The organism is Desulfonatronospira sp. MSAO_Bac3 (assembly GCF_003838035.1).
GTDB classification, from domain to species: domain Bacteria; phylum Desulfobacterota; class Desulfovibrionia; order Desulfovibrionales; family Desulfonatronovibrionaceae; genus Desulfonatronospira; species Desulfonatronospira thiodismutans.
In genome coordinates this window covers 1-1,163 of sequence record NZ_QYZY01000261.1, presented here as the reverse complement: position 1 = coordinate 1,163, position 1,163 = coordinate 1, and the positions used below count along the sequence as shown (strand labels likewise).

1 protein-coding gene and 1 pseudogene are annotated in these 1,163 nt (G+C 53.6%); one reads left to right on the top strand and one right to left on the bottom strand.

All coding sequences use genetic code 11. From position 1 onward, the window contains the following. Positions 1-63: 63 nt before the first annotated feature. The gene (locus D5S03_RS09005) at positions 64-423 is read right to left on the bottom strand and encodes a hypothetical protein (protein WP_287043596.1); all 360 of its coding nucleotides are present in this window, start codon (positions 421-423) and stop codon (positions 64-66) included. On the opposite strand from D5S03_RS09005, the pseudogene D5S03_RS09000 reads away from it, so the two are divergent. After that, positions 422-1,163: pseudogene (locus tag D5S03_RS09000) on the top strand (S41 family peptidase); the annotation flags it as partial. The gene D5S03_RS09005 and the pseudogene D5S03_RS09000 overlap by 2 nt on opposite strands.

Genomic DNA, 1,163 nt, shown 5'->3' with positions numbered 1-1,163 from the left:
TTCCGACTTGCATTCAAGATGATCTTTATGCCCGTTGTCATCAAATATTTGACACCACAGAGATCACAGAGGTTCACAGAGAAAAGCCCTCTTTGTCGTGACTCTGTGCCTCTCTGTGCCCTCTGCCTGCCCCGTTGAATTTCTTCCATTCAACCGGGGTGGTAAAATTCTTTTTCTGTGGGGCGGTTTTCCGAACTTAGAATGATATCCAGACTGTCTGGAGAAATCATATTGATTGCAATTTGGAATAAAGAGAGTGATCAGCCAGTAAATGAGAGTCCAGACTCCAAGAATTGATAAAGAAGGCCGGAAGATGGTCAGGGTATTTATGAATAATTGTGTATCTTCGTGCATCATCAGGATGCTTTGCAGGACAGGTTCAAGGGGATCAAAATTTTTGGGGGCTTTATCGACAGCAGGCATGCTCCTTGTGTTTTTGCTTTATGCAGGGACTGCCTGGGCAGGGTCCGGAGCTGTGGATCTGCCGCGTTTTCCTTCCATTAGCCCGGACGGTTCCAGGATAGCTTTCAGTTCAGGCGGAGATCTCTGGCTGGCCGGCATCCAGGGGGGAGATGCCAGACGTCTCACCCGTCACAGGCATGACGATCTGCATTCCAGCTGGAGTCCGGACGGGGAGTCTCTGGTCTTTACTTCCATGCGCGACGGCTACATGAATCTGTGGCGTATCCGGGAGGATGGTACTCAGGTAAAGCAGTTGACCCACAGCGACCGGTTCATGCGCAATCCGGACTGGTCCATGGATGAAGAGGGCCGGGAGGTGATTACCTTTTCCGGTCTGCTGGAGGCGGACGTGTACCGGGAGCACCGCCCCTACAGACTGCCCCCCGAAGGCGGGCAGCACCAGAGGCTGCACCAGGCCTTCGGTTCCGAACCAAGGCTTTCACCAAGCGGCAGTAAGACCGTATTCACCAGAGGAGGATTTTATCACGACTGGAACAAGCGCCACTACCGGGGTCCGGATGCCATGAACATCTGGGTGCATCACGGGGAGGAAGACAGGTTTGAGGCCATAACCACCCGGGATGGAGACGACGGAATGGCCCGCTGGGCAGGTGAAGAAACCTTGATATTCATGTCCGACCGGGACCTGGGTACGGTAAACCTGTTCAGGCTGGACCTGGGTGATGAGGAACCGGAACCTG